The organism is Adhaeribacter rhizoryzae (assembly GCF_008629685.1).
In the GTDB taxonomy this organism is placed as follows: Bacteria; Bacteroidota; Bacteroidia; order Cytophagales; family Hymenobacteraceae; genus Adhaeribacter; species Adhaeribacter rhizoryzae.
Map to the genome: position 1 here is coordinate 328,695 of NZ_VWSF01000002.1, position 25,396 is coordinate 354,090.

General features: G+C 41.1%; 13 protein-coding genes. 4 read left to right on the forward strand and 9 right to left on the reverse strand.

Going from position 1 to position 25,396, the window contains the following annotated elements; genetic code table 11:
* Nucleotides 1–950: 950 nt before the first annotated feature.
* The gene (locus F0145_RS04465) at nucleotides 951–7,937 is read right to left on the reverse strand and encodes an Ig-like domain-containing protein (protein ID WP_150087095.1); all 6,987 of its coding nucleotides are present in this window, start codon (nucleotides 7,935–7,937) and stop codon (nucleotides 951–953) included.
* A 1,347-nt stretch (nucleotides 7,938–9,284) separates the two neighbouring features.
* Between F0145_RS04465 and F0145_RS04470 the strand changes: the two genes are divergently transcribed.
* Both F0145_RS04470 and F0145_RS04475 read left to right on the forward strand, forming a co-directional pair.
* Nucleotides 9,285–10,319, forward strand: a complete 1,035-nt coding sequence (locus tag F0145_RS04470) for a glycosyltransferase (RefSeq protein WP_150087096.1) — start codon at nucleotides 9,285–9,287, stop codon at nucleotides 10,317–10,319.
* 92 nt (nucleotides 10,320–10,411) lie between these two features.
* Nucleotides 10,412–11,350, forward strand: a complete 939-nt coding sequence (locus F0145_RS04475; RefSeq protein WP_150087097.1) for a glycosyltransferase family 8 protein — start codon at nucleotides 10,412–10,414, stop codon at nucleotides 11,348–11,350.
* A 322-nt stretch (nucleotides 11,351–11,672) separates the two neighbouring features.
* On the opposite strand, the gene F0145_RS04480 is transcribed toward F0145_RS04475, so the two are convergent.
* Nucleotides 11,673–12,581 (reverse strand): glycosyltransferase family 2 protein, encoded by a 909-nt coding sequence (locus F0145_RS04480; protein WP_150087098.1) that lies wholly within the window; start codon nucleotides 12,579–12,581, stop codon nucleotides 11,673–11,675.
* Nucleotides 12,582–13,350: 769 nt separating this feature from the next.
* On the opposite strand from F0145_RS04480, the gene F0145_RS04485 reads away from it, so the two are divergent.
* Entirely contained in the window at nucleotides 13,351–14,508 is a 1,158-nt protein-coding gene (locus tag F0145_RS04485; protein ID WP_150087099.1) for a glycosyltransferase, read from the forward strand.
* 84 nt (nucleotides 14,509–14,592) lie between these two features.
* A complete protein-coding gene (locus tag F0145_RS04490; protein WP_150087100.1) occupies nucleotides 14,593–15,438 on the forward strand; it encodes a glycosyltransferase family 2 protein in 846 nt (281 codons plus the stop codon).
* Nucleotides 15,439–15,610: 172 nt separating this feature from the next.
* Here the strand turns inward: F0145_RS04490 and F0145_RS04495 are convergent, their stop codons facing one another.
* The 7 genes from F0145_RS04495 to F0145_RS04525 form a co-directional block, all read right to left on the reverse strand.
* On the reverse strand, nucleotides 15,611–16,801 hold the full coding sequence (locus F0145_RS04495; protein ID WP_150087101.1) for a glycosyltransferase family 4 protein: 1,191 nt from the start codon (nucleotides 16,799–16,801) through the stop codon (nucleotides 15,611–15,613).
* Nucleotides 16,802–16,903: 102 nt separating this feature from the next.
* Nucleotides 16,904–18,154: a hypothetical protein gene (locus F0145_RS04500; RefSeq protein ID WP_150087102.1), complete on the reverse strand. Its 1,251-nt coding sequence runs from the start codon at nucleotides 18,152–18,154 to the stop codon at nucleotides 16,904–16,906.
* Nucleotides 18,155–18,315: 161 nt separating this feature from the next.
* A complete protein-coding gene (locus F0145_RS04505) occupies nucleotides 18,316–19,530 on the reverse strand; it encodes a glycosyltransferase family 4 protein (protein WP_150087103.1) in 1,215 nt (404 codons plus the stop codon).
* Between the two features lie 49 nt (nucleotides 19,531–19,579).
* A complete protein-coding gene (locus F0145_RS04510; protein ID WP_190277469.1) occupies nucleotides 19,580–20,617 on the reverse strand; it encodes an acyltransferase family protein in 1,038 nt (345 codons plus the stop codon).
* A 243-nt stretch (nucleotides 20,618–20,860) separates the two neighbouring features.
* Nucleotides 20,861–23,158, reverse strand: a complete 2,298-nt coding sequence (locus tag F0145_RS04515; RefSeq protein ID WP_190277470.1) for a GumC family protein — start codon at nucleotides 23,156–23,158, stop codon at nucleotides 20,861–20,863.
* Between the two features lie 366 nt (nucleotides 23,159–23,524).
* The gene (locus tag F0145_RS04520; RefSeq protein WP_150087106.1) at nucleotides 23,525–24,100 is read right to left on the reverse strand and encodes a WcaF family extracellular polysaccharide biosynthesis acetyltransferase; all 576 of its coding nucleotides are present in this window, start codon (nucleotides 24,098–24,100) and stop codon (nucleotides 23,525–23,527) included.
* A gap of 17 nt (nucleotides 24,101–24,117) precedes the next feature.
* Nucleotides 24,118–24,870, reverse strand: coding sequence for a polysaccharide biosynthesis/export family protein (locus F0145_RS04525; protein ID WP_150087107.1), 753 nt, complete (start codon nucleotides 24,868–24,870; stop codon nucleotides 24,118–24,120).
* Nucleotides 24,871–25,396: the final 526 nt, after the last annotated feature.

The window sequence follows — 25,396 nt, forward strand, 5'->3', positions numbered from 1 at the left end:
GTATCGACTTTGTCGAAACTTTACATAGTACATAACGTAAATTAAAAGTTTGTAAACTATGATAGCCTTGATTTTACCGCCGCAAACCTACTGTATAAAAAATTAAAACCAAAATGCCAGTAAATTTTTTAAAAAAATGCAAAAAACAGGGCGTTTATTATAATTTATGTAGAATGGCTACTTGTAAAAATTTAATCAGCTACATCTGAAAAAATATTGGGGAAATGTGTCTTTGATTTTAAGTATAATATATAAGTATCTAAATATTATATGTTTATAGAAAAATTATATTTTTATTTGTTCATACAAGAATTTAGTAATATAAAATAAGATATAGTACTAAAAAAGGATTTGTAGATATAGAAAATAGCTATACTTTTTAAGCTACAATTTTTATTTTAAGCCGAAATTAGCCTAAAAGATTCTTTCAATTATATAAGCGAAAATTATTATAATTAGATAAGTATTTAAATTTAGTCTGATTGTAAAATTTTAAATAGAAAATACTTTTTATTGAATATTTTAATATTGTTATGGGGATTAAATGGGTTAAGTAAGGATTACTTTCTCTTGAAAAAATTTAGATTAGCGGGTAAATAGCATTGGTGTTAAAATTAGATTAAAATTAGATTAAAAATGTTGGTAAGGCAGTCCTAAGAACATAAGCAACTTGGTTTACCTGCCTAATTTCCCAATTATTAGCTTTACATACCCGGATTCACCAAGTTAAACAACTGCTTAAATTATGTTTTGGCTGTTAAAAGACGCCCGTACAGGCAGACCGCTGACTTATGTATTTAGCTGCACTATTTTTTCTATGAAGTTTTTTGCTCTCTGCTGCTGACCACGTAAATAAATATTTTAAGGTGGCCAGGTAGGTATAAACAAAAAGCCCTAACCAAAATTTATTGGTTAGGGCTTGTGTTTAATAGCCAGACCGGCTGCTTAGGTTATTGAATTACAATCCGAGTAGTTTTAACTTGGCTGTTGGTAGTTACAGTAGCATTGTAGATACCCTTTGGCAAATTGCCAACTTCCCAGGTAACTTTTACTGCTTCGTTTGCCTTGGCTTTGCCAGATTGCAAGGTTTTTATCAAGTTACCTTTCAGGTCAAAAATCTGGATTTTGTAATCTTCGTTCTGCACCAGCGTGAACTCAATTGTAGTTCTGCTCTGAGCCGGGTTCGGATACGCACTAACCTGGGCCGTATTAACAGATGCGCTTAACTGCTCAGCAGACTGGTTGCTTGTGGCTACAATATTTAAACCAGTTTCAAAAGGTGCTAAGTAAGTTCCGGCAATAGGACCTTGTAAGGTGCCATTTGGCAATTTCCAACCAACCGATACGTGATCAAGGCCAGTACCTTCTTTGTGTAAAGCCTCGATGTAGTACCGTTTGCCAGCTTGCAGGGTAACTGTTTTAGATTGTTGTGAGGCATGGTCGGTGAACTTGTTAGCCGCCGTTGGCCGGCTTAAGTAAGCAATCATTTTTTTCTGATTCGGATCTGCTGATGTACTTAAATATAAGTCGGCTTGGTCGTCGCCGGCAATGTAAAACACGTACTCTCCGGTGGTAGGCGGTATCACATAACCTCTTATGCGGGTACCATAATTATCGCCCATGTTAACCGGTGCTGCAAATGAAGTTAATATTTTGCTGCCCGTAGGTGTATTGTTTACAGGTAGTTGGCCTGGGCCGTACCAGCCTGGTACATTATTCCAATATTGCCACGATATACCGCCAGTAGCTGTTTTATAATTCGAATCTACTATTGGTGAGATAATTCCATTTACTAAACCGGTGTTCACGGTTACCACTACTGGCTGTGATGTTGCGCTTTGACCAGCTTTATTGGTGGCTTTAGCGGTTAAGGTATAAGTGCCGGCTGTTAAGTTGTTCCAGGTAAAACTAAACGGATTGGTAAGGTCTTCTCCTATTTTAACGTTACCGTTATAGAACTCTACTTTTTTAATTGTTCCTATAGCCGAAGAAATGCTGGTGTTAATTAAAATGTTTGTAGTGCCCTTGTACTGGGTGCCGGCAAGTGGCGAGGTAATATTAATAGTAAAGTTAGGGGCATTATTAGCTACTACATTAATATTAATGGCTGCCGATGTGCTGCTTAGTCCGGTATTGTCGTAGGCCTTAGCAGTTAGGGTGTAAGAGCCAGCTGGCACATTGCTCCAGGTAAAATTATAAGGGCTGGTTACATCTTCGCCTAACTTAGTAGTACCGTTATAAAACTCTACTTTTATTATTGTGCCATCTGTGTCGGTAGCATTGGCGGCTAAGGTAATATTTGCCGGAGCCGTAAAGCTGGTATTGGTAGTTGGGCTGGTAAGCGCTACCGTTGGGGCTGCGGGAGCCTTTACGGTAATAGTAACCGGAGCCGAAGTGGTAAACAGACCGTTGTTGTCGGTTGCCTTAGCCGTTAAGGTATACGTACCCGCGCTCACATTGCTCCAGGTAAAGTTATAAGGGCTGGTTAAGTCTTCGCCGATTTTAGTAGCACCATTGTAAAATTCTACTTTAACTACTGAACCATCTACGTCTGAGGCATTGGCGGCAATATTTACAGTAGCCGGAGCCTGAAGAACAGCAGCATTCAAAGGTGAAGTGATGGCAACGCTAGGTGCTGCTAAAGCTTTGGCTGTAATATTTACTGCGGCTGAAGTTGTAACTAAACCTGTGTTATCAATAGCTTTGGCAGTTATTACGTAAGAGCCGGCGGCAACATTAGTCCAGGTGAAGGCATACGGAGCAGTTGCGTCTTCCCCTAATTTAGTAGTACCGTTATAAAATTCAACTTTGGTTACGGTTCCATCAGTATCGGCGGCGTTGGCAGTAAGCGTAATTGTAGCCGGAGCTGTAAAGGTGGCGCCAGAGCTTGGTGATGTTACTGCTACGGTTGGGGCTAGCGGTATAACTGGTGCTTTTACTACTACATTAACGCCTGCGGCATCAGCTGTTAACCCGTTGTTATCGGTGGCTTTGGCAGTTAAGGTATAATTACCGGCGGCTACGTTATTCCAGGTAAAGCTGTAAGGGCTGGTTACATCTTCGCCTAATTTTACGGTACCGTTAAAGAACTCTACTTTACTGATAGTGCCATCATTATCTGTAGCATTGGCATTAATTATAATGCTGGCCGGGGCGGTGTAAGTAGCAGCCGTTAAAGGAGAAGTAATATTTACGGTTGGGGCAACCAATACTGGCGCCTTTACGGTTACTTGTACTGCTGCCGAGGTAGTGGTAAGTCCGGCATTATCGGTGGCAACAGCGGTAATGGTATAGTTACCGGCCGCTACATTAGCCCACGAGAAAGTATAAGGGCTGGTTAAGTCTTCGCCTAATTTTACACCACCATTAAAGAAGGTTACTTTACTCACAGAACCATCTGTATCGGCGGCATTGGCGGTTATAGTTAAGTTGGCAGGAGCAACCAGGCTGGTGCCAGTAACCGGTGAAGTAATAGAAACAGTTGGTGCTACTGGAATTACTGGTGCATTAACTTGTAAGGTTACTATGTTTGAGGTGGTAGTTAAACCAGCATTGTCGTAGGCCTTAGCGGTTAAGGTATAAGAACCAGCCGGTACATTGCTCCAGGTAAAATTATAAGGGCTGGTTACAACTTCACCTAACTTAGTAGCACCGTTATAAAACTCTACTTTTACTACTGTACCATCTGCGTCAGTGGCATTGGCTGCTAAAGTAATATTTGCCTGAGCCGTAAAGCTGGTATTGGTAGTAGGGCTGGTAAGCGTTACCGTTGGTGCTACGGGAGCGGCCGCGGCATTAACCACCAGGTTTATTCCGGCAGAGGTAGCAATTGCACCTGTATTGTCGGTAGCGCGAGCCGATACGGTATAATTACCGGCAGCTACGTTATTCCAGGTAAAGCTGTAAGGGCTGGTTACATCTTCGCCTAATTTTACCGAACCATTAAAGAACTCTACTTTACTAATAGTGCCATCATTATCTGTAGCATTAGCACTCAGGGTAATGGTAGACGGGGCAGTAAAGGCAGCGCCGGTGCTTGGCGAAGTAATTGCTACTATTGGCAATGCGTTGCTGGTAGTGTTGGAGGTTTTTACGGCAATATTTACCGGGGCAGAAGTTACCGTAGTGCCGGTATTATCGGTAGCCCGAGCGGTTAAAGCATAAGAGCCAGCTGGTACGTTAGTCCAGGTAAAGCTAAACGGACTAGTTACATCTTCGCCTAATTTAATGGTGCCATAGAAGAACTCTACTTTGGTAACCATGCCATCAATATCTGCGGCATTTGCATTAATGTTAATATTTGCTGGAGCGGTAAAATTGGTGGTGCTGCCTGGTGAAGCAATGCTTACAGAAGGAGCGGTATTAATAAGCGTAGCACTGTTTACTACAGTTATGGTAACCGGAGCCGATGTAGTGGTAGTACCAGTATTGCCAATTGCCTTAGCGGTAATCGTATAGGTGCCAGTTGCAGGATTCATCCAATACATTTCGTAAGGAGCTACTGTTTTTTCACCAATTTTGGTAGCGCCGTTAAAGAACTCTACTTTGCTGATATTACCATTGGTTAGTTCGGCATTGGCAAGAATATAAACGTTGGTAGGGGCCTTAATCTGGGCGTTGTTACCGGGTGCGGTTATGGCTACAGAAGGCGTGGTATTTACCAAAACGGTAGTTATAGCAGGTGCCGAAGTCGTAACTGCACCAGCGTTATCGGTAGCTTTAGCGGTAATCACGTACGAACCAATAGCAACATTGTACCAGTTAAAAGAATAAGGGCTGGTTACATCTTCGCCTAATTTTATAGTACCGTTAAAAAATTCTACTTTGCTAATGGTACCATCGGTATCGGTGGCATTGGCATTAATGGTAATGCTGGCAGGCGCGGCAAAAGTAGTAGCTGTTAAAGGAGAAGTAATATTTACAGTAGGAGCTTTGTTTTCGCTCACTGTAATAATAACCGCGGCCGAAGTAGTACTGGCGCCAGCACTGTTCGTAGACTTGGCTGTTAAGTTAAAAGTGCCAGCGGGCGCATTGCTCCAGGTAAAGCTGTAAGGGCTGGTTAAATCTTCGCCTAATTTTATTGTACCGTTAAAGAACTCTACTTTGGTAACCCCTGCATTCTGATCCGTAGCATTGGCGGTAATAGTAATCTGTTCGCCGGTAGAAAATACGTTGTTGGCAGCAGGAGCGGTGATGGTTACCCCGTTTTGCGGAGTTGTAAGTTTTAATGATACCGTATATTTTTTAATTTGGTCGCCAACGGTTACAGTAATGGTAGCAGTGTGCGTGCCAACTGTTAAACCAATTGGGTTCGCTACTAATTCCACCAAGCTGGTGCAGCGTTCATCCGGAATGGTACCACTGCTGGTGCCAATAGTAAGCCAGGAAGCGTTGCTGGTTGCAACCCAGTTCATGGCCGCAATAGTAGAGTTTTTCAACGTAAAATCAGTTTTTACCAACCCGCCGCCGGCTGTACCTGCCATATCAATTACGTGCAGGGGCGCTTCTACGGTAGTACCTTGTAAACCGCCTTTGTACAGGGCACTTACGCCTTGGTAAGTGTTTTCCCGCAGGGCCATTTTAGGTGTAATGGTCAGGCCATAACCACCTATTGCGTTAAAGTTATTTTTATAGAAGAACTGGTTCATAATACCAGTTGATGAAGAAGATAAGCCCTGGGGCAGATTGCTTAAAGAGTTAAATTCAAAAACATCGGCATTAAGCGAGTTGTTGGCAGATGTAGAAACAGAGGTATGAATACCAGCCACGGCAGCGCCCTGAATATCGTTTTTACGGTAAGTAGTACCCAGTACGGCGGTACCTTCGGGGCGGGTTAATATTAATTGGTTGTAAATACCCCACCGGCAGTTTACCATTTTATTATTGGTATACATGCTAAAAAAGTTAGGGTCTAAACCGGTAGCGTGTTGCGTAGACCAGTTGGCTACACCCTGGCGCAATTCGTGCAGGGTATTATTAGCAGCAATAAAATTCATAGCACCGCCAAAAGGCTCAATACCGGCAGCGGCAATATGGTCGGGGTTAGTTACCGCGCGTGGTTTACCGTCTAAATAGTTGTTGTAAACCGCAATCCGGTCGATGAAGTGGCCTATAACAATGTAGCTGCTGGCATCCGGAATTACGTTCCAGGGCTCGTTTAAAGTAATATTACCTCCATTGTTGGCAACAACCCGGCGCGATTGGCCAATACCTTTTCCTTTTACAATTACGGCGTACAATTTATTCTGAGCCGTAATGCTGTAGCCAGGTACGCTAGTAGTAATGTCGGTTGAAGAACTGGCGTAACCAGCCCACTGGCCCAGGTTGCCTTCCCATAAAAATTGCTCACCAGAGTTCTGGTCTACATCGGCTGCCGGGCGTGGCGTTAGGTCGTAAGTTACGTTATTGCCTAAATAGGTATTGCGGTTACTGCCCCAAGTGCCATTGCCGGTAAAAACACGACCTTTACCCCAGCCAGCACCACTGTATAGGTTAGAATTATCTAAGTCTCTGGCAGTAGTCCGGGTCATGCTAATACCGGAGCCACTCCAGGAGTGCAGCGCCATATCAGAATCGTTGGTCATTTTAATATTGTTGCGATCAATAAATAATTGAGAACAATCGCCCAGGAAGGAAGAAATACCAATATGTTCGGTTTTGTTTAAGAATACGTACCGGCAGCTGTGTAAATCCATAACGTTGTAACCGGCAAATGCAAAGCGCGCATTGGTAATCCAAATGTCGGTACTGCCCCGCAGGAAAATAGGTTTATCCAGCGTACCCCGAAAATTATTATTGCCATCGAAACCTAAATCTGTAATGGCAAAAGTTTGTACCGAACCAAAAATAAGCGACATGGCCGATGAAGAGTAGTTAGCTGCACATTTCAAAACGGATTTATCCGGGCCATCGCCTTTTAATTGCATGTTGCTGTAGGCTTGCAGGTTGTTGCTCATCATATAAACCCCAGCCGGAAAATAAACAGTAGCACCCAGGCTGCTTCTGGCAGCTAACATGGCTTTACGAATAGCATCTGTATCGTCGGTGTAACCGTTGCCGGTAGCACCGTAATTTTTAACGTTAAAAATAGTGTTTGTCCATTGTGGGCCGTTATAAACAGTTAATTTTTGTGGTCCGCTCCAGCCGTACTGGCCGCCGTGCCCGTTATGCACCCAAACTTCGTATTCGCCGTTGCCTAAACCAGCCGGAACTGTAAAATCTACTTTATAAGGGTTAACCTGCGTAACAGTTGCCCACTGACCGGCACTGCCCACTGGTTTAATATACACATATGAACGTAACGTATCGTTGTTCTGCGCCAGGTTCCGGCCAAAAACCGATATTGTCTGTCCCTGGGTAGCTTTGTCCGGACCAACCCACCAGGCATCGGTCTGGTTAATAGCAATCGGCTGACCATAGCCAGCTTCGTTACCTGGCCAAATTAGATACATCGACCAGGAAGGTAAATCTTTAGGTAAAGTAATAATAGCTTTATCGGTTTCTACACGCTGAATGCGGGCTTCTTTTTGCACACCACCGCGGCCAAAAACCAAAAAGCGGCTATCCTTCCCTTCGTCGGTACCGGCATGCCGCGATAAATTAACACCTGTTAATACAATAGATTCATCTGGTCCGGCTGAGCGGGTCCATTCAGCACCTTGGGGAGCCAATGCCGGAGCGGTACCGCTCATAGGAGGCGTAAAAGCATCGCCGGGGGCAGCTGGTTCGGGGCTGGGTTTAGCAAACCGCGCCATGGTAGGGTAAGTTGCCTGGGCCAAACTATAAAATGCATTGCCTAGAACTAAAGCAAACACCAATAACATGCGCGAATACGGCTGCCAAACTGATTGCTTCTGGTATTTTTTGTTCCGGTTGCTGGGCCGGAAGGTAGGGCCACTAGTTAGTGAAGTAAACGTTTTTGTAGAGGTATGCTCCATGAAATATCTATTTATAAATTAATTACTAAGGTGATTTTATTTGTACTAAATTGAGGTGTGCTTATTATTTAGATGCCTTTTGTTATATAATTCTTGATTTTGATGCTTTTATTTGGCTTTTAAAGTGCGTTTGGACAGGTTTTTATATATTAATATAATTATTTTTATGAAGCTGTATAAATATTTATTATGGTTATATTAAAATTGTTCATTTACTAAAATTTAAAGCTAAGCCTATGCTTATTTTGTTTCCACGGCTCTAAACTAGAGCTTAATTTTTTATAGTGCAAAAATATGGCTAAAAAAAGCTTATTTTCTTTAAAAATTTATATTTTCTATTGTAACTTTTAAGTTGCTACAACGAAATAGATGTATGTAGAATTTATTTTGGAAGAAATATTTGAATTGTAGTACAGGGGAAAATTGCAATTTTTTGTATATACGGGGGGTTTGAGATTAATATAAAGAATTGAAATTGTTTATATGCCGTATTGCGGTGTTGCTGCTTTGTTAAGCTAACGAGTAGGCTTAAATAATTCGCATAATATCCGTAATATGCTTGTTTTTAGCTCTTGTCTGAGCTTGATTAAAGTTAGAAAATACGTTTTTAACGCAAGGCAAGAAGGGGTTGTGTGATATAAAGCCAATTATAGGTTTTAAGAAAATATGATTTAATGTAGAATGTGGTTTTTATGAATATTTGCTTTAACTACTTAAGGTATTTTTAAATGAGCCCAACTGGTACCGGCAGGATGGTAGCGTTATAATATTGAAAGAGGAGGTAAGTAATGTAAAGGAGCAATAAGGAATTTAAAATCTAAACCTAAATTCTATCTAGTGGTTTAAAATTTATTAGCCCGTTTTAGTAAAGAAGGAGTTTTAAAGAATAAGTAATAATTAACTTGTTCCCTGGCTAAACTTATGAGGGTTAATCCAGAAAACAAGTTAATGTAAGTTTTAAGACTTTTTCAAAAGCCGAACTAATACTAGTGTTTTGTTCCGGGTTTGTTTAAGTTAATTCCAGAGATATTTTGCAGAGCATTAATTAAAATAAATGAAAAAAATAATAAATAATTGAAGTAAGTATATAAAAACAACTATATTTATGTCGGATTTTAGGTAAATACTGTTTATTGCAGATGGTGTGTATCTTTGTCCGGAAGAAAACCAGGTTTGTTTTTGTTTACTTAATAAAAAAATTGGCTTGCGCTTAATAGTTGAAGAGAATATTTTATGGTAAACCTATTACGTTTCATTCAGCTTAATTGCTGATTTGTATTTTCAGGAGTACTGTGTATGCCTGCCTTTTGTCAAAATCAATCTGTACTAACAACCTTAATTTAGTTCATGACCTCCCCCAGGTTTAATTTTGTAATAGATTGTTCAGATGTTGCCCTAGCTGAATATTTGCGCCTCGATGCCGAATCTGCCGTAAAAGTATATACCCGTGGGGATTTAAACTGGTGCCTGCAAACCTACCATATTCTGTTAAAGCGCAGCAAGTTACCTATTCAGTTATCTAACCGGATGCTGCCGGGTGCCATTAATATTATTCATTCCGACCAGTTGTTGCAGCAAAGAGGCGATTCTTCGGCGTTTATTGTGTGTGTGCGAGCCGATTATCCGGGCCGTCGCTGGGCACATTATCATTTGGTGCAAAATAAAAATCAGTTAGGTCATAACGTATCTTTTTTGCCGCACTGGGTACAGCCCGGCCTTATAAAAAGAGATGCAGCCCGCAACAGCGTTAAGCGGGTAGCTTACGCCGGCGAAGCTTTTAACGGCAATTTAGCCGGAACTACCGATACCTGGAAGAGCTTACTGGAGCCACACCAGATAGAATTTGTTACGTTGGCGGGCGGCTCCTGGCACGATTTAAGCACCATAGATATATTGGTAGGAATCCGCAGTTTTGATAAGCAGCCCTTCAATACCAAACCTCCTACTAAATTATTTGGTGCCTGGCACGCCAATATACCGTTTATCGGGGGGCACGATTCGGCTTTTAAGCAAGTAGGAACTCCCGGCGAAGATTATTTGCTGGCGGCCACCCCCGACGAAGCAATAGCTGCTATTTTAAAATTACGCGATAACCCTGCTTTGTATGCTAAACTGGTACAGAATGGCCAGCGAAAAGCAGCTTTATACACCGAAGAAACTATTGCCCAGGCTTGGGTAGAAGCTTTAACCGGGCCGGTAATGCAACGGTATCGGCAGTGGCAATCTAAACCTTTGCTGGAACAGGCGCGTTTTGCTGCTTTATTAGGTATGGGAAACTTGGAGCACGAGGCGAAGCAAATTATTAAAAAGCTAGTGGGTAAAAAAATGAACCCGGCCCTGTGGAGCGTAGCTACTTTCGTTAAAAAAAGCTTATTCTTTTAAAATTGAGTGTAAGGCTAGGTTTTGTAAATATTTTAAGCTGATTAAAGCGCTTTTAATTTAAATTTGTTTTTAGTGATTGATTTAGAATTGAAATGGTAGTGCCAGAAAACAAAATACACGTAGCGTTAGCTTTCGACCAAAATTTTATTATTCCTTTTTACGTATTAATAACTTCTATTTTTAAGAATAACAAAGAGAATAAAATTGTATTGCACGCCATTGCCGCCGGCGTAGATACCCGCGAACGGGAAAAAATAACCCGTTTTGTTCAGCAGAACCAAAGCCAGATTTTTTTTTACGAACTAGATAAAGCAAAAGTAGAAACGCTGGTATTGCCAGATAATGTGCATTTTTCAGCGGCTACTTATTACCGGTTGTTTTTCCCATCGCTGGTACCCCAGGAAATAAAAAAACTCCTTTACATTGATACCGATACCGTGGTAGTGGGAAACCTGGCAGAACTGTACCGGGTTAATGTAGATGCAGTACCAGCCGCGGCCGCCCTTGATGCCAAAATAAGCTTGCGCCCCGATTTAGGCATAAATACAGCAGGCCATTATTTTAATGCGGGCGTAATGCTGATAAACACAGAGCTGTGGAAAAGCCAGCACATTCTGGAAAAAGCTTTGCAATACTTGCATGATTTTCCGGAGCGGATTGAGTGGGCCGACCAGGATGCTTTAAATGCTTTGCTGCAAAATAATATTGTAAAGGTAAGTAACCGGTTTAACATTACTTTTTACGACATCCCCAAATACCTAACCCGCCAGGAGTTTGATGCTTTTATCCAGGATAAGGTAATAATTCATTATACGACCCAAAATAAGCCTTGGCTCATGACCTGTACTAACCGCCTTAGGTATATTTATCATGATTACCTGCGGCTTTCGCCGTACGCCACCCAGCAAAAATACGTTGACTTTAAGCTTAACAAACCCGACGTATTTAAATACCTGAAAGTACGCCTGAAGGAGTTTTTAATTGATACCACAGGGATATTCAGGGCCCGATCTATTACTGCCGCTGTTTAAGCAGTTATTGGTTGATTTTTGCGGTAGTAGATTTATTGTACCAATATTATTATTGTACCAATATTATTTAGGTAGTGCGGTTAAAATATAGCGGTCCTGTTGAGCCTGTCGAAATAGCTGAATCTACTTTTATTTAGTTATGATAGATCCTTCGACAAGCTCAGGATGACCTAGTAGTAAACACCTAAGCGCAGGACCTGTTTAATAATGGTATTAGTTAGATAAAATTAACTGGTTGTATAAACGGGAAGCGGCCTGCCGGATATTTTGTATCTGGCAGCCCGCTTTTGCTTTTTTTGATTAGTTGGTGATATTGGCGCTTTTACGCGTAGGGCTGATAATGTTTTTTAAGCTCGCGGTATTTTAAATAAGTCTCCGTAGAAACTGGTTTGCGTTCTTTCATGGCCAGTTTAAGCCCATCCAGAAAGCCATACAATACGCCCCGGGTTTTTTGGTAAGGCCGCTTAATTTTAAAGCCGTACATAAAACTTTTTATAGCGCTGCCCGCTAACTGAATAGGTAAATATTTTAGCGGCACGTTAAATATGGCAAACAGCATAAGGTTGCGGCTGCCATAAAAATCCATGCGGTCCCAGCTACGTTTCGGCGATTCGTAATGATGAATGGCGCTGCCTTTCCCTAAAAATACCGGGTAACCCAAGTCCAGCAACCGGATACAATAATCTTCTTCTTCGCCCTGATGAAAGAAAGAAGTTCTAAAGCCGCCTACTTGTAAAAATATATCGCGCTTAACCACAAAAGAGCAGCCCTTAAACGAATGCGATTGCCATAAGCCATCGTTGGGGGCTACATCGTGCACCTCCGGCGATAAGTTGGCATCTATGTAAGGCCAGGCTACTGCGGCGGAATTATTCTCAACACAAAAATCAGCAATCTGGTATAAAATGGTAGGATTTTCTAAAACACAGTCATCATCAATAGATAATACGTAAGGTGTTTTGGCCATTTTAACCGCCTCGTTCCGGCGCACAATGTACCCGGCCGATTCGGTATAAGAATGTAAGGTTACCTCCGGAAACAGATTTTTTACGTTTTCATAAGTGCCATCGTCAGAATTATCATCTAAAACCAGCACCTGGTGTTTAAGGGTTTGATTTCTAAGGCTTAAAAGGGCTTTTTGTAAATCGGGCCAGCGGTTTTTGGTAGAAATAATAACGGTAAGTAAATCATCTAATTGGGTTTTAGATGCCACTAAGTTTTGATCATTCATAGCTTTTTCAAAATAAGGATTAGTCCTGACAGATTCATCCAATCTTTAAACGAGAATCTTCTTCCGGTTCTATATAATTTAGAACCTTAGGCGGCATGGCTTTTGAAAAATCCTTGTTAATCTGAAGGTGCTTTTTTTGCGTGTTTGCTAAGTTAAAAAGAGCACACTTCCAGATTTTACTTCGCTTAAACTGTTCCGGCTTAAAATTAGTTACAGAAAATAAACTATAAATCCAGTTAGATGGTAAAATAAGGGCTTTTTTGCCTTTTATTCAAGCTGATAGATTAAAAATAAAGATTTTTGAAGAAGGGGTGGATAAAATTGTAATATTTTAAATTTAATATATTTAAAATAGTATATCTGTTAATAAATTTTTGAAGCGTTCGTTATTGCCTTAAGATTTAAATTGCAGGGCGCTGGTTATTTTAAGCAATTCTGGAAATTAGAAGTTTGCTGTAATTTTAAAACAGAAAGTCGGGAAAGCGTTTTATAGTGTTTTTAATATTTACTATTGACGCTTATAACTAAACAATTTAAGTTTCACAGCCTTAAGAATTAACGTTAGCAAGCAAAAACAGAAAGAAATATATTTTAATTACAATATTCTTCTGAATTAAAAGAAAAAATTAGTAATCTTACATCTAAAATTGGCCTGGCAAATTACTTGGCGCTATCAATCTTAAATTTTTACAAATAATAAATTTACCTTTTAATACAAAGCCTTATTGCAAAACTTAGGCGCAGTATTAAACCAGGATAACGCATATTAATGAAAGTTGCTTTTATTACGCCGTCTGTTTCCAGAAGCTCCGGTGGGATTTTTGAAGTAGAGCTAGCCTTGGCAAAATCGCTAACCGCTGTGGGTTGCGAAGTAGAGGTTTACGGGCAGAACGACGAAAATACCCAGCATGATTTACCTCGCTGGGAATCTATTAAGGTTTATACCTATCCTTCTATTGGTCCGCACGCATTCCGGTATTCGCCGGCGCTTAAAAATGCCGTAGTTAAAAGCAATTGCCAGGTTGGTCATTTGCAGGTACTTTGGATGTATACCTCCGTGGTTACCAATCATTGGTTTAGTGCAGGTAAGCCTTACGTGGTTACCATACACGGCATGCTGGAGCCTTGGGCTTTGCAAAATGCCGGCTGGAAAAAGAAGATCGTAACGTTTCTGTACGAAGGGCGTTGCCTGAAAAACGCGAACTGCATACATGCCCATACCTACAAAGAATACCAGGACATTCGTAAGTTTGGGCTAACCAATCCGGTAAGTATTATTCCGAATGGGGTAGATTTGCCCGATACGAAACCCGTAACGCAAAAGCCGGCCTGGTACGCGCAAACAAATAACCGCAAAGTAGTATTATTCATTAGCCGCTTGCACCCCAAAAAAGGCATCGAAAATATGCTGGAAGCCTGGGCAACCTTAAGCCAGCACCCGGATTGGTGCCTGGTAATAGCGGGCTGGGGCGATAATGAATATGCCCAATCGTTGAAGAACAAAGTACGGGAGCTGGGTTTAGAAAACAGTATTATCTTTACGGGGCCGTTATTTAACCAGGAAAAGCACCTGGCCTTTACGCACGCCGATGCATTTATTTTACCTTCGTTGAGTGAGGGTTTACCGATGGCCATTCTGGAGGCCTGGTCTTACAAAGTGCCGGCCGTAATAACGCCGGCCTGTAATATACCCGAAGGCTACGAGGCCAATGCGGCCATTAAAATAGAACCAAACCCTACCAACATTGCGGCCGGACTACAGCACTTGTTTTCGTTAACCGATGACCAGCGGCAGGAATTAGGGCAAAACGGCTACGACCTGGTACTGCAGAAATATACCTGGGATAAAATTGCCCAGCAAATGGCACAGGTTTACGAGTGGGTGGCCAATGGCGGCCAGGCTCCCGCAACAATATTATTTGATTAATAACAACAGGCAGGTTACTGATTTAATGTAAAACAGGAGCAACCAGTTTATCTAGTTCATGGTTTAGCTGGTTGGTGTGAAGATATGAATGCACGATTTACCATAATCATTCTTAGTTTTAACGAGGAGGCTAATTTACCGCTTTGTTTAGACAGCCTGAACGGGGTAGAGGCTCCCATTTTTGTTGTGGATTCCGGCTCTAAAGACCGCACTCTAGAAATTATAGAGCAGCGGGGCTTGGCTTATAAACAAAATCCTTTCGAAAATTATTCGCGACAACGCAACTGGGCGCAAGCCAATAACCCGTACAATACCGAGTGGGTATTTCACCTAGATGCCGGCGAGCGCTTTACCCCCGAACTGGTGCAGTGGTTAAATAATAATTTTGACCCTACCCGCCAGGTAGATGGTTATATGTTTAGCCGTAGAACTATGTTTTTAGGTAAATGGATTCGTTACGGCGGTCATTACCCGAATTATCATTTGCGGCTGTACCGCACCACCAAAGGCAAATGCGAAGACAAAGTTTACGACCAGCACTTTGTTGTTGATGGCGTAACCGAAGTAGTGAAAGCCGGTACCGATATTATTGATACTGTAACCGATACGCTGCAGAACTTTACCATGGGCCATGCCCGTTGGGCAGCTTTCGAAGCCAGCGAAATTATTTCGGCCACCACCGAAAAAGGCGATGTAAAAGCTAATTTATTCGGGACGCCAATTGAGCGGCGCCGGTGGTTTAAGAGTAAAGTTTTTCAGAAATCGCCGTTGTTTATGCGCAGCTTCTTATATTTCTTTTACCGCTACTTTTTTAAGCTAGGCTTTTTAGATGGCAAAATAGGGTTGGTTTTCCATTTACTCCAGGGGTTCTGGTTCCGTTTTTTAATTGATGCCATGGTACTGGAAGCCAAAGCTAAAAAGCGGGAGTAGAGAAATATTTCCTTTGCTTTAAGCCTAGTGACAATATATAGCCTTTTATTAAACTGCTATACTGACCTGCACCGTTCCTGATTTTGAGCAGCATTTTTTCAAAAGCAAATGGCCGGTCAAAAGACACGGTCATGGTGTTGTAAAATTAATAGTAAGTTCTAAAGGCAATATTTTACCGGTTTATCATTCTTTTCAGCAGGAAATTTGAAAGTAAGCCCATTCTTTTCCGGGGGGTATTTTGGGCTGCCTGGGCAGCATTCCGGATTCCCTGCCCGAAAGCATCTGCGTTTAGCGTGGCTACAATTTTTCGGCTTTCCTGTCCCATTTTTTCCGGGTTATCCTGGCCATTAGAAAGCGAGGTCATTATTTGCGTAAGTGCTTGCTGGTTGTTGGGGTCAATAACGTAGCCGTTGCGGCTCGTATGTACCAACTCTGGTACGCAATTACAACGCTCCGAAATAACCACCGGTAAACCGGCGGCCATGGCTTCGTTTACTACCAATCCCCATTGTTCGGTGGTACTGGCATGCACAAAAGCTTTAGCTAAGCCAAAATATATAGGTAATTCGTTGTACTGCTTAAATCCTTCAAAATGTACTTTGTGTTGCAGGCCCAACTCATTTGTTAATTGCAGCAACTGCGGTTTTAATGGTCCATCGCCGAGGATATATAAATCCCAGGCTTGGCCGTTGGCATTTTTCAGGTAATCGTGGTAAGCTTTTATAACAAAGGGTAAGTTCTTTTTCTGGATAAAGCGGCTTACAATTAAAAAGTAGTTTTCTGGAAGATTTTTTTGCTGTTGCCAAAAAGCGCGCTGGCTGCGGGCTTTATCGGCTTCGCGCTGAAAATAATCATTATCAACTACATCGTAGCCAATAAAAATATTTGGTTTGGGCATGCCTAATTCCTGCAGGTAATCGGCGTGCCGGATGCCGCCCACCAAACCGGCCGAGAACCGGCTAACAATATTTTGTTTAATAAATTCTTTCCACCAGCTGCGCTTTTCGTCACCGGCAGCACTCTCGCTCATTACTACGGCCGGTACCTTGTTTTCGAGGCACCACGCCAGCGCACTCAACGCAGACCTATCGGACCAGCCGTTAACGGCCACAACATCGGGTTTTACTTTATTTAACTCCTGGGCCAAAGTCTGACGCAACTGAATGGCCGGTATAGAAGTGCTTTCTTTTTGAGCAAATAGCGTAATGCGGTTTTTCAGCACTTTGCTTTCCACTTTGTCCCATTGGTACTCACTGGTTTCGCCGGAAACTTCTATGGGAATAACCGTTACATATTTAGCTGCGGCTTCTAAACGGGCAATATGATAAGGACCAAACCGGTCAAATAAAACCGCTACTTTCATTCGGAAGAAATAATATTTAAATTTTAATGAAACGGGAAGTTACAGGCAAAACCATGATGCAACTTAAATCAGGTAATGAAATAATATTCACACCCCTGAAAATTAATCTTCGGTTTCGGCTTTTGCATACAACGCCGCGCCCCAAAGGGCAATAAAACTAAAAAATATACCGGGCAAGAAAACAACCGTAGAGTGCGTCACCGACAGCAAGGCTTGAATAAAGCAGAGCATGTACAATATTTGCACCAGCAAGTTGCCATGTTCTACCGATAATTTCCATAAATACCGGAATAGGCCCCCTAAAAAGAAAAAGAAAATAAAGCCAAAGTAACTAAACTGCTGAAAACTATCGGCCAAACCGGTAATGGTAATGCCAGGCGGCCGTTCGTAACCGTTGCGGTATATTACGGATCGTTCGCCAATGTACAGCGATTCTTTAAAGTCGGTGCCTAATAACTGGCCGGGTACATACCTGAATACCATTTCGTTCCAGTAACTCGCGCCGTAGGTATATTCGCCGTGGAAAGAGTAAGAGTCCAGTACGTGCGCCGCTACTGCCAGTTCCAGCACTTCATCTTCTTCTATTTTAAAGTAATTTTTAAAACTTTTTTGTAAATCTAAGGTGGTAAGGGCCAGCCAGGGGTCTTCTTCGGCTTTCTCGCGGTAATCGCCAATGGCCGGAATAATTAACATGGCAAAAACAATAATGCCTACAATTGCGGCCCGTGGCGGCGTAAACCCTCTTTGGTAAAACATGGTAAGGGCAATAGATAGTACAAAGAGGGCAGTTGGTTCGCGGCGGCCGGCAAAAATAATAAGGTTTAAGGTAGGTAAAGCCGATAATACGGTTAAGAAAATATTAATAAAACTGGGCTTCCGGAAACTAAAATAGAGAAATATAGGAAAGGCAATATAAATTACGTTAAAGAACATAAAATATATGGTAACCGAACCGGATAGCTGCGTTTCTACTTCTTCGGAGTTACCTAATTCGCGATTAATCAGGAAAAGAAAGAAATAGCCCAAAAGCATGTACACCACGCCAATTATTTTAAGCTTATTTAGGTTTAGCGGTACATTTAAATTATTCCCGAGTTTAATAGCCGGCGCTACGTAATACCCCAGCGTACCCATGGCCAGACATAAAAAACTCATGCTAAAAATAGGCGTTAAGTTCCGGTTGGGCACCAGGTAGGGTTGGTTGTACAGAATAATCATTTGGGGTACCAGAAAAATAATAAAGATACCAGCCAGAAAATAAGGATATTCAAAAATGAGCCGAGGCTCCAGAACTGTTTTCAGAAAGAGGCCGCCGCACAGGAAAAAAAATAAATACAAAAATAATTCACTCATAATAAAATGGTCGGTCGGGTAATTTTGGTGCTGTAAAGGTAACTATAAAATTGCCATTTGCCGGTAAGCGCAGTCAGCATCGTTTCTGCTGCGGTTTGCATTAATATATATTGCTGTTATTAATATTGGTAACTGTTTTTCGGGTTAGTAGCCAAATAATATTACTTTAAAATACGCTGTTTTTGCAGTACACTCTGGAGCAAGCTGTTTAACTTATTACCGTAAGTATCCCAGGAATATTCCTGAATATCGGCCTGGGCGGTTGTTGCCAGCCGGGTTCGTAGTAATTTATCTTGCAGGAGCAGGCGCAGCGCATCGGTGGTTTCCGCTACCGAACCGTAACGCACCAGTAAGCCGTTTTTGTTATGCTCGATAATACTGCCGGTGTTGGGCGTGGTAATTACCGCTAAACCCATAGCCATTGATTGGTAAATAGCCAGCGAACTGCCTTCTAAAAAACTAGGTAAAATAGATATCTGAGCAGTTTTTAACTCTTGTACCAAACTATCCTGGTGAATGAAGCCGTGGTAAACTACCCGCTCCACCGTTGCAGATACTTCCATCTGCACGTTGCCGTAAAAATGAAGCTCGGCTTGCGGAAATTCTTTTACTATATTTCCCCAGGCTTTTAACACCACATCGGCTCCTTTGCGGTAATTAATCGCCCCAATAAAAGCAATTTTTAGTTTGCCCTCATTTTGTAGCTGACTTTCTTTGTTGCTGAATTTATTTAAATCGGCACCGTAGGGGAGTACTACCAGCTTAGCCGGATCGGTACCCACCGATAAACACGAATCCCGCACAAACTCAGAGCCGCAGAGAATTAAATCGGCTAGTTCTAATTCTTTAGTATAAATATCATAGCTCGGGCCATCGTCTTTGGTTTGGTTATAAATAAATTCGGCATCCGAATTATATTCTTTGGCCAGGGTTAATTTATACTGCGGAATAGCAATTGATAAATCTAATACCAGGAAAGACTTGTTTTTCCATTTTTCGAAAACTACCCAACTGGAGGTATCATAGCCAATGCAAATTTTGGGCGGCGCATAATTTCTAATAATCCATTCCTGAAAGTTCTCGTTCCGGTCCAGGTAATCGGCGTTTTTGGCTTTATAACCCAGCTTGCGCTTCAGCAGCATTTTAACTTCCAGTAAGGGATTGGTATCTACGAATGCGCCGGCCAAAGGTGCCGACCGCTTTTTTAGATTGGCGCCCACTTTGGGCAATACTTTTTCCCAGAACTTTACCGTTTGCGCATCAAAATACAGGCTGGTTATATGCTTGTAATTTTTAAACGATTTGGCTAACTGGTACGCTTGTTCCAGATTATGTTGTTTCCCCGGATGAAATGATATAATTTCAGGTGTTTTCATGAATGCTGCATTGGGGCAAATATGCCGCTGACAAATAGCTTAATTAAGGTTACCTTATTTCTTGTACTTCCAGGCTTACCGGCTTTTTCGTTTCTTTCAGCCATTTTTTGCGCAGGCGTTCTACCGGCTCATCAATAAACTTGTAAATAAGATAACTGCCCCCCAGGGTTATTAAAAAGTAAATAAAGAAATACGGCAACCGTTGCCCAAACGGCAGGTGCGCAAAAAAGAAATTATAGGGCAGTGCCAGTACCCAGTGAAACAGGTAAATATCATAAGATAAATTTCCCATTAGCCGGTCGGTGGGCGGACTGGGTTGCTTTACGTTAGCTGCCAGAATTGGAATAATTACTATGGCCAGCGCAGTATTAAATAGTTCGTGGTAGTTCATACCCAGCCACATCAGGTCGCGGTTACTGGCAAACATATTGGCCCGCAAACCCGGGTGCAGGTAGTTTACGCTTAATAAAGCCAGAAATAATAAAGCCGAAATATACACGGTGTTTTTACCAGGCTTGTAATTGGTAATGTACAGCAACGAGCCGACGAGGAAAAAATGAATACCCGTTACAACTGTACCTTTAAAAATATCGTGAAAAACGGTATTGGCTAAAACCGAGATTAAAAAACAAGCCAGGTATACCCAAACCGATTTGGTGCGGGATAAAGCTAAAAAGATGAGCGGAAATACAATATAAAACTGCAATTCAATATCCAGCGACCAGGCCGGCACCAGAAACATGAGCGGTACCGGTAATTGGTTGTAAGTGAGTAAAGCAATATTGCTAAACCAAAAACGGGCATCGCCACCTTCCTGGTAAGCTTGCAAGCCTTCCGGCGACCACTTAAAAACAAATATGATTAAGAATACTAATAATAAATTAAAAATATAGGTAGGATATATGCGGAGCCAGCGGCTAGTAATAAAAGAATAATAAGGGCTTTCCAGTAAGTCGTATTTTTCTTTATACATCTTATGAATCCAGTAGCCGCTTAGCATAAAAAAAGCAAATACCGCAAACTCGCCTATTTTTAAATATTTGGTATTATGGTGAAAAACCACAATTAAGGCTAAGACCAACCTCAAAAAACCAGGGCCTGTTAAAAAACTTTTTAAGTTAAAGGTTGGAGTAGAAATGCTCATTCGGGTAAAAGAAAAAACTTGCCGCAAGGAGGGGCGCTGAGGTAATCTTTTAAATTAGATTTTGCCTAAGGCCTTAAATTTTATTATATAAACTAATGCAAAAGCTTAACCACAATATTTTAGGTAAAACCGGTAAGCAAAAATATTGCCTACCGGTTATTTATACCCAACGTAAGAAGTGAATGCTTATAAAGCTTTAACTTTCTTTTTGTCTTCAGAGAAGTAACCGTACTGGTATTTATCGTTGCTGGCCGGTACGTCGTTCAAAATAATACCTACATTTCTAATTCTGCCTTCTTGGTACATCGAGTCCAGCTCAACCAGTTTATCTTTAGGCGTATAGTTCTGACGAATTACCAGAATATTTAAATCGGTGTAGCGGGCAATAATAAACGGATCTGAAACAATACCCAGCGGCGGACTATCGATGATAATGTAGTCGTAGTTATCGCGCAGGTGGTTAATTAAAAGCGGGAACCGGTCATCCAGAATTAACTCAGCGGGGTTATTTGGCAATGGGCCGGTCGCAATGGTATCCAGCATCGGGTTATCCGTCGGGAAAATAATGTCTTTAATAGCCACGTCGCCGTTTAAATAAGAACTCATCCCAACTTCCTGCTTCATTAATTTATGCAACTGGCTGTAAATCCGGAGGTCGAGGTTAAGCAATATTGTTTTCTTGCGGGCCAGGGCCAGCGATGAAGCAATATTGATGGAGTTAAAGGTTTTACCTTCACCGCTGCTGGTAGAAGTAACCAATAAAACCTGCGAAGACTTGTTTACACTCATAGAATTAAGCGTAGACCGCAACACCCGGAACGACTCTGAAATAGCCGTTCTGGAATTGGTGGTAATGGCATACGGCGAGGAAGTGGTGTTGTGGTAAATGGTACCCAAAACCGGCATCGACGTAAGACTCATCACATCGTCTTTAGAAACAATTTTGTTATTGAGGGCACCTTTTAACCAAACAAAAGCAAAAGGCAAACCTAAACCTAAGAGCAAAGCCAAAATATAAGTATTCGTTTTCTTAGGCTGAATAGGAGCGCCACTTTCGTTATAAGCCGGTTCAATAACCCGGTTTTGGATAGTAGCCGAAGCCTTAATAATACCAGCCTCAACTTTTTTCTGCAACAGCAACTGGTAAATAGTGCTGTTTAAGGTATACAACCTATCGATGTTTACAAACTGTCTTTCGGCTTTTGGTACCTGATTTACGCTTTCCTGGAAGGTGCGGCTACGGGAATTAATTTGGTTTATTTGAATGCGGTTAGAAGCCAGTAAACTGTTCAGGTTTTCCCGGAGGGTTCTTTTAATATTATTTATTTTAATAGTAAGCTCCTGGTAAACCGGGTTTTTGGTTTGGCCACCACTTGAGAAACTGTTTCTTTCTATTTGCAGCTCTACTAACTGGTTTATTAAATTATTCAGAAGCGGATCGTTAATACCAATAGACGAAGGAACCACCAACCGATCTAAGTTACGCTCTGACCGGAGCGATTCCAGAATAGAGTTGTAATAACGCTCACTAACAATTAAGGCAGCTTTGCTATTCTCCAATTCCGATAAAGCTGTAAGCCCGCGGTCGGTCATGGAGTTTGCCTCTGAGTAAGTGTTTTCGGCTTTAAAAGCTTCTTTTTGTTTTTCAATCTGGGTTAATGTACTTCTGAAAGCGGTTAGCTGTTCGTCAATAAAATCGAGGGTTTGGGTAGCAGCCTTGTTTTTGTTTTCGTACTTGTAATCTATATATTGCTGGGTATAAGCATTTAAGAAATCAATGCCTTTTTGCGGAATGCTGGTTTCGTAATAAATATCCAGTACCGAACTTTCGTTCTCGGGAAACAAAATAGAAACATTGGCCTTCGCACTCATTACCAAATCGCTCCAGTCGTGAATAATAAACTCGAACGGTTTACGGGCATGCTGGGCCGGGTCAAAATCAGGTGTTACTTCTACTAAAATAGGATTGCCGTTTACCGTTACCGTTTCGCCCACCTTGTGCTGGGTTTTCCATTGCGGATTTTCTTTGGTTAACTGGTAACCTTCGTTTTCCAGGGTGTAATAATTTTTATCGATAAACGTAATCTGGAAAGGGGAGCCGGTTACCGTATTGGTTAAGGTAGAATCTATAAACGAAACCCGGAACGGTAGTTTTTCATACATTTCGCGGGTAGTTAACCGGTCTTTGGTGTAATAAGAAACCCGGAAATTCAATGTCCGCATGGTGCGGTAAATAAATGGGTACGATTTTAAAATGGCAATTTCATCGGCCATGTTTTTGGGTGGAGCCTCCACAGAGCCTTGTTTCTCATATAAAATATGCGCCATATCGGTCTGGCCGGGGTCTGCTTCTTTTACCAGCACCGAGGATTTAACCATATAAACGGGTGGGGTATACAGGTTATGAAAATAGCCGCCTGTCAGGAAAAGCAAAACACTTACCAGAAAAAGATATTTGTGGGCAAGTAATCTTTTCAGTAACAAACGGTTTTTAAAGGTGGTCTTTTTATTGACTCGGGGAGGTTGCAATAAATCCATTGTTAAAAGCTAAATAATAATAAATTCTTTTTACCAGATGCCGTAATTCTATTTTTTTGTTTTTGTTGCAGCAATTTACAAGCCAAGTAACCGTAATGCCGGCTGTTTTTGTAAATTTTCTTTTTTCTGCTGGTTCAGAAAAAAGATTTAACTGCTAAAAAACAGTATGCTTGTAATAATCAGGTTTTAAACCAAGCTTAATCTTTGTTTTGGTAATGCTTCTTCACATTGGCTTAAAATTTATTGTAATTTATGGGGTTATAATTTTGCGCTAGCTGTTATAAACGGGTACTTGCTATTGGGTGTTAATAATTAAGCGTTAATAATCCGTTCTCGCTTTTTTTCGGCCGGGTTGCCCTGGTAAATAAAATAAGGTTCCAGGTTGGTGGTGGCCACCGAGCCAACCGCCAATATGCTGTGGGTATAACAAGTAACACCCGGGCAAACTACTGCCTGGGCGCCAATCCATACCCCTTCTTCTAAAATAATTTTATTTACCATTAAATCAAAGGTTTGGGCTTTGTAATTATGGCTGCCGGTGAGCAGCATAGCCCCCTGCGATAGGGTAACATGATCGTGTATTATAATGGGTGCTAAACTGTCTATCCAAACTTTTTCGCCAACCCAAACGTGGTTGCCAATAGTTAAAAGCCAGGGATATTTAATATTTACATTAGGCTTAATTACCACTCCTTGCCCTACCTTAGCTCCAAATAGCCGCAGCAACCAAATTTTAAGGCCATTTACCGGCACTAGCGGATTAATAAATATTAGCCCGTTGATAAAAAACCAGATGGTGCGTTTTAAAGCCGAACCACCCGGATTATACCAATCGTTGTTGTATTTAGATAAGTTTACCTTCTGGTTTACGGGAGCCTGTACCGACATTTTAGGCAAAAGTAAATTTAATTATTAAACCGTAACAGCACGAAACTTAAACTGGTAACAATAGAGAGAATAATGCTGATGGTGCTTAAACGCTCTTGGTTGGTGGTTCTTTTCTTGGTAGGATTTACCAAAATAACATCGTTGGGCTGCAAAAAGAATTTTTCCGATAACAACAAGTTATCTTCTAATACATTTAACTGGTAAATATTGGCTTTACCGTTTTCGCTCCGGATTAATCTTACATTTCCCCGGTCGGCAAACTCGGTAAAACCACCGGCCTGGCCAATAGCTTCGAGCACGTTAATTTTAGGGTCCAGGGCATTAATGGTGCCTTGCCGGCCTACTTCGCCAATAACCGTATAATTAAAGTTTAACAATTTAATGGCAATTCTGGGGTTTTTCAGGTAATCGGTGGCGGCGGTTTTTATTTTCTTTTCGGCATTGGCAATAGTTAAGCCGCTTACTTTTACTAAACCAATTACCGGCAAATCAATCTGACCTTTGCTGTCTACGGTTACTTCTACATCGGGCCGGTCTTGTAAAAAGTTAAATCTTTCTTCCGTCATGCTGAATATATTAATCATCATGCGGTCCTCTTCTTTTATCAGGTAGTCAGCTTCTTTTAAGGTAAAAGATTTAATTAGCTCGTTTTGCTGGTTCAGGGCATCGGCTTGTTGGTCCTGGAGTAAAATAAGTTTTTTACCGGAATTACACGAAGAAATTAATAGTAAGGCAGTTAATAAATAAACAGCTTGTTTTAATAATTTCATTGAATTTAACTTTTGGTTTATTTAGTGGTTATTGGTTAATAATTAAGCTTAGGCAATTATAGTTGTGGTTACCCATTAAAATATTGCGGAAAGAATCTCATATAAATTGCAAGTTCAAATTTACACTTCTTTCCCCGTTTTTACCTTAATATAATTTTTTATAGTACGTTCTTTTAAATTACTTTTAACTTTAATGCTTTAATTCACATTAAGCTAATCGGCTCAAAAAATATTAAGCTTGTTTAAATTATTCTTTAACGAAGCATGCTGGCTTACATTGGGGTAATAATCTATACTGCTTTGTTCTGTAGGCAGCTTGTAATCTGTTGCGCTTAATTAATAAATTTTATCAGTACTTGCCGCCGAAAAAAAGATTCTTTATAAAAAGTATAAAATAGGTTCTACTTATAATTCTTCAACAAATGTAAAGATATAAATTTGTAACCAAAAATATTAATTAATTTTAATATTTAAATATTTAAATCTTATTTTCTTACCTTTACTGCATCAAATAAATTTTTGTTTC

What these genes read in the sequence shown, in the direction of transcription:
- F0145_RS04495 (WP_150087101.1), bottom strand. Translation starts at nt 16,801, where the DNA reads ATGAAAGTAGCGGTTTTATTTGACCGGTTTGGTCCTTATCATATTGCC.
- F0145_RS04480 (WP_150087098.1), bottom strand. Translation starts at nt 12,581, where the DNA reads ATGAATGATCAAAACTTAGTGGCATCTAAAACCCAATTAGATGATTTA.
- F0145_RS04470 (WP_150087096.1), top strand. Translation starts at nt 9,285, where the DNA reads ATGACCTCCCCCAGGTTTAATTTTGTAATAGATTGTTCAGATGTTGCC.
- F0145_RS04485 (WP_150087099.1), top strand. Translation starts at nt 13,351, where the DNA reads ATGAAAGTTGCTTTTATTACGCCGTCTGTTTCCAGAAGCTCCGGTGGG.
- F0145_RS04465 (WP_150087095.1), bottom strand. Translation starts at nt 7,937, where the DNA reads ATGGAGCATACCTCTACAAAAACGTTTACTTCACTAACTAGTGGCCCT.
- F0145_RS04505 (WP_150087103.1), bottom strand. Translation starts at nt 19,530, where the DNA reads ATGAAAACACCTGAAATTATATCATTTCATCCGGGGAAACAACATAAT.
- F0145_RS04490 (WP_150087100.1), top strand. Translation starts at nt 14,593, where the DNA reads ATGAATGCACGATTTACCATAATCATTCTTAGTTTTAACGAGGAGGCT.
- F0145_RS04520 (WP_150087106.1), bottom strand. Translation starts at nt 24,100, where the DNA reads ATGTCGGTACAGGCTCCCGTAAACCAGAAGGTAAACTTATCTAAATAC.
- F0145_RS04525 (WP_150087107.1), bottom strand. Translation starts at nt 24,870, where the DNA reads ATGAAATTATTAAAACAAGCTGTTTATTTATTAACTGCCTTACTATTA.
- F0145_RS04500 (WP_150087102.1), bottom strand. Translation starts at nt 18,154, where the DNA reads ATGAGTGAATTATTTTTGTATTTATTTTTTTTCCTGTGCGGCGGCCTC.
- F0145_RS04475 (WP_150087097.1), top strand. Translation starts at nt 10,412, where the DNA reads ATGGTAGTGCCAGAAAACAAAATACACGTAGCGTTAGCTTTCGACCAA.